7 protein-coding genes are annotated in these 8,639 nt (G+C 67.8%); all 7 read right to left on the reverse strand.

The window, feature by feature from the left end; translation table 11 throughout:
- The coding region (locus AOK24_RS24625) for a hypothetical protein (protein ID WP_055722255.1) at positions 1 to 1,729 on the reverse strand (1,729 nt) is incomplete at its 3' end.
- Positions 1,726 to 2,805, reverse strand: coding sequence for a hypothetical protein (locus AOK24_RS24630; protein ID WP_055722256.1), 1,080 nt, complete (start codon positions 2,803 to 2,805; stop codon positions 1,726 to 1,728). The genes AOK24_RS24625 and AOK24_RS24630, both read right to left, overlap by 4 nt.
- A gap of 99 nt (positions 2,806 to 2,904) precedes the next feature.
- On the reverse strand, positions 2,905 to 4,131 hold the full coding sequence (locus AOK24_RS24635; RefSeq protein ID WP_478078773.1) for a TrbL/VirB6 family protein: 1,227 nt from the start codon (positions 4,129 to 4,131) through the stop codon (positions 2,905 to 2,907).
- 2 nt (positions 4,132 to 4,133) lie between these two features.
- Positions 4,134 to 4,400 carry a hypothetical protein gene (locus AOK24_RS24640; RefSeq protein ID WP_055722258.1) on the reverse strand — a complete coding sequence of 89 codons (267 nt, stop codon included), beginning with the start codon at positions 4,398 to 4,400 and terminating at the stop codon, positions 4,134 to 4,136.
- A 3-nt stretch (positions 4,401 to 4,403) separates the two neighbouring features.
- On the reverse strand, positions 4,404 to 5,453 hold the full coding sequence (locus AOK24_RS24645) for a C40 family peptidase (RefSeq protein WP_240554101.1): 1,050 nt from the start codon (positions 5,451 to 5,453) through the stop codon (positions 4,404 to 4,406).
- Between the two features lie 100 nt (positions 5,454 to 5,553).
- Positions 5,554 to 7,200: an FtsK/SpoIIIE domain-containing protein gene (locus AOK24_RS24650; protein ID WP_159051968.1), complete on the reverse strand. Its 1,647-nt coding sequence runs from the start codon at positions 7,198 to 7,200 to the stop codon at positions 5,554 to 5,556.
- 254 nt (positions 7,201 to 7,454) lie between these two features.
- A complete protein-coding gene (locus tag AOK24_RS24655; RefSeq protein WP_055722261.1) occupies positions 7,455 to 8,558 on the reverse strand; it encodes a hypothetical protein in 1,104 nt (367 codons plus the stop codon).
- Between the last annotated feature and the right edge of the window lie 81 nt (positions 8,559 to 8,639).

The following is an 8,639-nucleotide window of genomic DNA, read 5'->3' on the forward strand; positions in this document are numbered from 1 at the left end:
GGGGTGGTTCGGCGCGGCCAGAGCCGAAGATCGGGGCCCGAGAGCCGTGTTCGGGTGGGGGCGGGAGCTGCCGAGGCACACCGTGCACCGTGCTGTCGTCCGTTTGCCGGTCCGGGTTGTGCGGCTGCTCGTACCACTGCGCGTCCTTGCCCATGCGGGCGACGGTAGCGCGGAGTTGAGCCGCTTGGTTGCGGTCCCCGCACAGCTCGGCCACCTGGGCGCGGGTCACCAGCCAGCCGGCCGCCTCGTCCGAGTTGATGCCGTACGCGCGGATGTCCTCACGTTCGCCGATCACCGCCAGGTCGGCGGCCTCGGTGCACCGGCCCTCGCGCGCGGCCTGGAGAACGTCCTGGTGCCGGGTGTCGATCATGTTGGGAGGCATCTCCCAGTCCCAGTCGCCGTCCTCGCTGCTCGCCGTGGCGGCTTCGCTAAATTCGGGCTCGGTCTTCTCCGGCTCCCCGGTCTTCTCCAGCTCGACTCCCGTGCCGTCGACCGTGTCGAACTCCTCCTCCAGGTTCTCCACCAGAAGGGCCTGTTCCGCAGCGTGGTCCGCGATCTGCTCCTGGGCCTTGCGCCGACGCACCGAGGTGTCGGTCAGACGCCGCTCGTCCTCGTCGAGGACGGTCTCGATGACGTCCACGTAGTCGGGGCCGACCTTCCACACTGCCTGTCCCGGGTCGAGCATCGGGATCATGTCAACCGCCCACTCGGGCAGGCCGAGCAGCGAGCCGACGAGGTCAGCCTCTTCGGGGTTGAGGCGGCCGATGTGGGCGATCTCGCAGAGGCGGGCCAGGTCCTGGGCGCGGCCGTCGCCGAGGTCGGAGAGGGTGTGCATCACCACGTCCAGGCTCAACGCGGCCTTACGGGAGTTCTTCAACTGCCTCTGGATCAAGGCGGCAGTCGCGGGGGACAGCAGGATCTGCCACGCCTCCTCCAGGACCAGGTGGCGGTGCACGGCAGTCGACTGTCGAAGCCACACGTGTTCCGCCCAGCAGGAGACCGCCGCCATCAGGGAGGGGATCGCGGGCGAGTTGCGGTCGAGGAGGGTGAAGTCGAAGGAAATGATCGGCAGGTCGGTCTCGGGGAGCGTCGAGCCCGCTCCGTCGAAGATGCCGCTCAGCGATCCCTCGGTGTAGCGGCTGAGTGCGATCGCGACGCCCTCGCCCCACTCGGCGAGGCGAGCGACGGGCCACCGGCCGTCCTGGGGACTGACCAGCGCGTCGACCAGCGGCTCAAGGGCGGTCGCCTTGGGGTGGGCCAGAGCGTGCTGGAGTGCGTGTCCGGCCTGGGTGGTGAGGGCGTCGGGCTCGACGGCGAGGATGAGGGAGCGGATCAGCTCCTCGCGGACGGCCGGCGGGAACAGTTCGCTGCACGGGTTGAGGGTGAAGTTCCCCGCCTGGATGACCTTTCCGCCCAGGTCGTGGGTGAGCGGTGTCCACTCTCCGGAGGTGCCGTCCTCGCCGTAGGAGTCGATAACCACGGCCTGGTGCTGATGGTCCCGGATCTCCCGGCGGATGCGAGTCTTGGCGGTGGTGGACTTGCCGGAGCCAAGGCCGCCGAGTGCCAAGCTGTTGGTCGAGGGGAGGATCGACGCGTCGGCCATGACCGGCGAGAGATGGAACGGGCGGCCGTCGAGAGTGGAGCGGCCGATCGGAATGCCGGGAAACTCGGTGTCGGACGCGACGAGTGGTGCGGTGATCGAGGCGTGGTTGGAGGGGAGGCGGATCACAGGATCGCTCCTTTCGCGGTGGCTGCGCCGTGCGGGGTGGTCATCACGTAGGCGCGGTGCTGCTGGCCGGTGAGCCAGTCGAGGCTGATGCGGTGCCGGTCGGCGGTGAGCGTGGTGTCCCAGCGGGCCGCAGCGACGGTCTCGGGGCTGTCGCCCCACACCGTCAGGTAGGCGTCGATATCGACGAGGGTCGCGCCCTGGACGAGGGCGCCGTGGGTGCTGCTGCTCGCCATGTCCTGTGCGTCGTGCTTGATCGGGTCGGTGGTGAACGCGCCTGACGCCGCCTTCTGCCACCGCGCGGAGCGGTGGGCTTGGCTGATCGGGAGGGGCCGGTACATCACGCCGACCGACCGGTCCGGGCCGTCGGGCTTGAGCAGGAATTTGGCCATGAGGTCGCCGTCCGTGGCGTCCGGCCAGCCTGTGATCCGTGCCGTGGACGCGAACCGTCCGTCCTCCAGAGCCACCCATCCGGAGGCCCTGTCGACTACCTCGGGAACCGGTGCCAGGTCCGCCAGCATCAGGTCGCCGAGGCGGGCGAACTCGCCCTCCAGGGTGCCGAGGACCCGGTCCGGCTGTCCGACCAGCCCTTTGGGCACGTGGACGGAGATCGTCTGGGTGTGGGTGGTGCAGGTGCCGGTCTCGGCGTGGTGGGTGACGTGGACCTGGATGCCGGCGCTGCGGGCCTGCTCGCTGGCGAACACCAGGGAGCGGGCGAACGCATGATGGAACGCGGCTCGCTTCGGCGCGTCCTGCATGGTGCCGTGCTGTGGGTAGAGCGTCCAGGTCTCCGTCGCTCCCGGCCGGTCGGTCATGGAGGCCGGGACGGTCCGCTCACGCATACGTCGGTATCCGACCGCTGTCCAGCGGGCGATCGAGCGGTGACCCGGCGACACGTTCAGCAAGAAGGCCGCGGTTCCGACCGCACCGAACGTCCAGGGCGGAGGCGGGGTGGCCATGGCAGACACCAGCAGGGCGCTCCCGACGCCGATGTTCGCCTTGGTCAGCAGAGTCTCGACGCGACTGAGGCCGCGCTGCACGGCGGGCACACGGTAGCCGGGCGTCAGGGAATACGACACGGACGATCTCCTCTGTGAGAGCTGTTGTGGCGCGGCCCCGGCGTTCGTCCGCCCCACCGGAGCGGGGGAGGGAACGCCGGGGCCGCGCCACAGCGGTGGTTACGGTCGGGACGGACGTCCGGAACCCGACCGGGGGGACGGAGCCGGAGTCCGGGGCCGGGCACCGCTCTGGCCGGTCGGCTGAGGCGGAGGCTGAGAGGCCCGCGCCGCCCGTCGCGCCTGGGTGAGCCGGGCGGTCCGGTCTGCGTCCCGGCTCGTCTGCGCGATGACCGAATCGGTGGTCAGCCGCGACGACCGCTCGGCCGGCCTCAGGCCGTACGCGCCGAGCAGACGGGCCTTGTCCTTGTGCACGGCGCGTCCCGGGGTGTCGACCGTGCCCAGGTCCCGGGGCGAGTTCTCACGCTCGTAGAAGGCGGGCGCACCGAGACGGACGATCCTATGGATCTTCTGATTGTCCGTCTTGCGTTCGACCACCGTGCCCACGAATCCGGCGATCCTGGGACCGAAGTACGGCACCCCGTGCACGATCATCCGCAGCATCAGCAGGTCGGCGGCCACGAGCAGGACGAGATGCAGCGCGATCGAGCCCTTGGCGAACCCGACGAACGGGGAGATCACCAGGAGCGCGAACGGGGCGAACATCAGGCCCAGGAGCTTCGTCGCCCACGCCTTGACCGCCGAGGTATCGCCGCCCCTGGCGAGGGAGGCGATGACCAGCGGGGCCATGCAGACGAACGTGAGGACGCCGAGCTGGCGCGTCATGAACACCAGCGCCGCGAACGCGAGGGCCACGACGAGCATCGCGATGAGCAGCATGGTGCCCAGCGGGTTGCCCGCGTCCGGCCCGTCCAGCTCGGCGGTGATCGATCCGAAGAGGGTTCCCTCGTTGCTCGCGAACGCGGCCGTGAACCCGGCGCTCACCGCCCGGTTCAGGAGCACCACGACGCCGGGAATCGAGGCCATCAGCGCCACGGCCGCCATCGTCCATCCTGCGGACAGCCCCATCTGCCGCAGGCGGGGCACTCCCTGCCAGGCCGTCAGCCCGCACACCGCGACCACGCAGAGGAAAATCGCGACGGCGAGATGCTGGCCCAGCCAGAGAAACGGTTCGTAGAGCCCCGTGGAATCCTTCGGGGCCCACATGTTGCCCGGCGCAAGGAGCCCCTGGAGCGTCCGCATCAAACTCTTCGCGAGATCCTTGACGTGCTCGGAGGCACCGTCGGTGAGCCCCCCGCCGCCGGAAGTGTCAGGGACCTTTCCGGTCAGACCGCGTTCGCAGTAATCCCTGGCTCTGTCCAGGATTCCGTCACACGGATTTTTCGCCATGGTCAGCTAGCCGAGGTGACGGTCGAGAAAAGGGTGTCCCCGTAAAGCGCCAGGACCACGGCGACGAAAAGGGTTCCGACGGCGGTGGTGCCCTTGCGGAGCGCGTTCTCCGGGTGCTTGATGAGCTGGAAGACCATCCGGATGGCGATGACCGCGATCACGGCGGCGATCGCCTTGGTGACCAGCCCTCCGGCGGTGAGTCCGATGGTGGCGAAGAAATCGCTGAATCCGCCGGACATGTCGATCGGCTTGGCGAGGAACTTGGACATGGGTTATGCCTCCTTGCTGTTGCTTGTTACAGGTCGTGCGACACCGAAAAGGTCCCGCATCGTGTTCATGGGCGAAAACTTGACCTCGGCCCCCGGGCGGGGCGCGTCGATCATCCATCCGCCGCCGACGTAAATACCGACGTGGTGAATGCTCGCGGCGGTCGCGCCGTAGAAAACAAGGTCGCCGGGACGGACGTCTCCGGGATCGACCGGTTCCGATGCCGCGTACTGCTGAGCAGCCGTACGCGGAAGTGAAATACCGGCCTTGGCGTAGGCGTAAAGCGTGAGCCCGGAGCAGTCGAATCCGACGATGCTCGCCCCGGATTTACCGGAGGGTGAGCAGCAGATTCCCGTACTCGGTCCGCTCGCGTTTCCTCCGCCCCATGAGTAGGGCCTGCCCAGCATTCCTTGGGCGGCGTTGATCGCGGTGGCGGCCTGGCTGGCGGTCGTGGATTTTCCGCTGCCGGACGACTGGTCGGCGAGAAAGCTTATCGACCGGACGTAGTTCTGTGTCTCCTTGTAGGGAGGGACGCCGCCGTATTTGCGGACAGCTCCGCTTCCGGCGTTGTAGGCGGCGAGCATGTTGCTTCGCTTGTCGCCGGGTACGTCGTCGACTTCCTTGGCGATGGTGCACAGGTACTCGGCGGACGCGGGGATCGCGTCCTCCGGGTCCCACACATCCTTTTTCCCGTCGCCGTTCCCGTCGACTCCGTGCGCCTCCCATGTCGCGGGCATGAATTGTGCGATGCCCTGTGCCCCGACCGGTGAGCGCGCTTTCGGATTGAATCCGGACTCCTGTGTGAGGAGTGCCGCGAGGACATTCGGTGTGACCTCGGGGCAGGTTTTTCCCGCCTCTTCGATCAGGGACCTGTACTCGGCGGGTACGGACAGACTGAGCGCCGCTCCCACCGGATCGTCGCCGGCCGCCTGGACGAGCGCCGCCAGGACGACGGCGGCCGTCGCTCCCACGCCGATCGTGGCCACTGCGGTGGCACGCACGCCCTCACCCCCTTTCCTGCTGTTGTGGATGTTTTCCCTGCTCAGGACCGTCACCTGTGACCGCACCCGGACCGTCACCCGCGTTTGGCCGACCGTCACCCGGCAGTACCGGGTGACGGTGCGGGTGCGGTGCGGGTGCGGTGCCGGGTGACGGTCACGAATCGGACATAAGAGCGGCGGTGAGGTCGAGGAGGCGGTAGCCCCGCACGCCCTTCGTACCTCGGTGAACAGGCACTCCGAGGGCTTCCTTCAGCTTTTTCCCCATCTCGACCCGGTCGTCTTCCAGAATTCCCAGGGCCGGTGCCAGGTCGGACGACGGCATGAAGTCGACGCCCTTGTCCTGCATCAGTTTGATCGCCTGTTCGAGTGGAGACGCAGGGACTGAATCCGCCTTTTCCTTCTGTCGCTTCTTCACTTCGTCCACCAAGTCCCAGACGAACTGGTCCGGGAAGTTGAATCCCCGGATGAGAGTGGAGACTCCGTGCGCGAACAACACTCCCTGACCCTTGATACTGGAGTCGAGGAGAGCCGGGTTGATCGGGGCGACAGTATCGAAATACGTGTCACCGAGGGCGACCTTGGCAGTCCCTTCCGATGCCACGTAGAGGCACATACGGTAGAGGAACTGGTCGCGGACCATAACCGGGATCGCATTCTGTGCCGGACGCTGTGTGAGCATCAGGACACCGATACCGGACTCCAGCGCTTTCGATACCAGAGACCGCGCCTTTTCAGCGATCCGACGTGCCTGTTCTTTGCTTTCACTCGTCCCGTTGTCGGTGAAGAAGTCGGCAGCTTCGTCGACGATGAAGAACACCGGCCGGAATTTCGGTGCTTCCTGCCGATTCCGAATGGCTTCCTGGATCTTCTTGTACCGGGACTCAACGCGCTCGTTCAGCTCGTTGAGGAGGCTTTCCATGACGGCCGGATTCTCGGACGCCTCGTAGCGGACGGCGATCGGCTCGAACCTCGTCAGCCCGCAGTGCTTTCCGTCGAGCAGATAGAGGTCGAATTCTCCGTACGCGATGAGGAGGCACGTGATCAGCCCGTTGACGAGAGTCGTCTTCCCCATCTGCGTCATTCCGCCGACCAGGAGAGACGCCTTGTCGAACGTCTCCACTCCCGCAAGCTGGCCGGTGACATCGTGACCGAACGGAACTCCGCCGAAGGTCTCGATTTCCTGCCGGGTCGGCGGAGGGAACGGCTTACTGAAAGGCGGCTGGTCAAGGACCAGCAACCGGACTCGCCGCTCGTTTTCTCGGGAGCGGTCGAGTTTGGTGTGCAGGCGGGTGACGCCGAACATTCCGGCGACGGGACCGAGTTTGCCCTCGACGTCTTTGTACGTACGTCCCTTGGGTACCAGGAAGTCGTAGACCTTGCCGCCGACGGGCAAGGTTTCGACGGTGGCCTCGTCCGCCCGCACGATCTCGTCACGGCCGATGGCGCCGGCCGTGCGCAGGGCTGCGGTCAGTTCCGGGTGCGCGGGAACGGCCTCGGCGGCCTCCTGTGCCACCACAGCAGCCTTCTCCTCCGGCTTCTTGGCGGGCTGCACATCGCGCGCCCACAGCCTGATCAGAACCGTCCGCACGCGCCAGGCCAGGTAGCCCAGCGCGACGAGTGTCCCGGCCGTGAGCAGCACGGTGGCGGGCCAGCCGAGCCCGAGTTTGTCTTTGATCACGGCGAGGATGCCGAACACGATGACCAGGACGCCGATGGCGCCGGCCGCCTGGCCGTACATCTCCTCCTCGGCCTCGCCCCGCCTGCTCTGTCGTCGTGTCGTGGTTCGCCTGTTGGTTCCCACGCCCCTCCTTCACCTCTGGTCACTCTGGATATGCGTAGTCACTCTGGGCACGCGAGCATAACCGAACGCATTTTCGAGAATCTCCCGATTTAGGCGGTGCTCGCCGGATCTGCTCCCCGAATCTGCAAACACATCGCGTGCTCATCGGGTCACTCATCGGGTCTGCACCGCCCTCGACTGCAAGTTCCGGCAGTCGCAGCAAGAGCCAGCCCACGAGGGGCGGGCTGGCTCTCACTGGTGGTGCCGGACGGCTTCTAGGCGTCTGCGTCCTCGGTCTCGCTCTCGGTGTCCGAGCCGTCCTCGGACGCGTCGTCGAGCCCTTCCAGCTTCATCAACGCCGCCCATGCCTGGCGCACCCGCTGTTCGCCGCCGACGAAACCGGCGCGGCGGAAGCGATCACGGGCCGCGCGGTACGACAATGGCGGGTCGTCGCTGTAGCGCAGGCACCGCAGGACGACGTCGAGCTGCTCATCGGTCAGCGCCGTGCCGGGCTCGGGAACCGGCACGCCCGCGACGGCGGCGAGGTCCGCCAGCGCCTCGTCCGGCACGGCCTGGTGCGTCGGGTCCGTGCCGTCTGCTGTGCCGCCGTCCGTGCCGGTAGCCTCGGGCAGGGCGCTGACCTGCGTGTCGTCGGCGTGACGGCCCGCGACGGGAAGGGCTGGGGCAATCGCCTTCCATGTGCCGAGTTCCGGCAGGGCGATCGCCGGGACCGTGCCGGGCAGCGGCTTCTTCTCGACGGTGGACGCCGTCTTCGTGGCCTGCTTGTGGAGCTGCTCGGCGGTGCGCTGCTGGGTCTTGAGGTACTCCCTGCGGTAGGCCGTCTCCGCCCTGGCGACCTGCCGCTCCAGCCCCCGGGCGACGGTCAGGAGCTCGATCCGCTGTGCGGCCTCGGCCTCCATCTCCTCCAGGCGGTCGGCGACCTCCTGGCGCTGGAGGTCGATGCGCTGCCGCATCTGCGGCGACATGCGCCGGCCCAGCGACGGGAGGACGACCCACCACGCGACCTTGGTGGCGACGATGGCGACCGGCGTGAGGATCACGGCCAGGTCGAGGCCGCCGGTGAGGATCAGGTCGGCCGTCGGGATCGCGGCGTTGACGGCCGTGAGGATCAGCCCGGCCGCCATCACGCGCCGGGCACGGCGGCGGTTGCTGCCCGCCAGGATCTCCGTCGCCTGGACGACGATCCACAGGGCGTCCAGGGCTCCCACGACCGGCGCGGCCCATCCCCCGAAACGGGGGTGGAGGATCTGGTAGCTGACGTACACGGACAGGACGGCGACGCCCAGGGTGATGATCCCCAGGACGCCGAGCACCGCATCCCTCGGGGACCGGTGCGTCCACTTCTCACGGATGCTCATGGAGCCGTTCTCCTCTCATATCGGTTGTACGCAAAGGCCGTTGCCCGGGTGACGGGCGGACGGCCGGGGGACGTGCAGCGG

The sequence above is a fragment of the Streptomyces niveiscabiei genome (assembly GCF_001419795.1).
GTDB lineage: Bacteria > Actinomycetota > Actinomycetes > Streptomycetales > Streptomycetaceae > Streptomyces > Streptomyces niveiscabiei.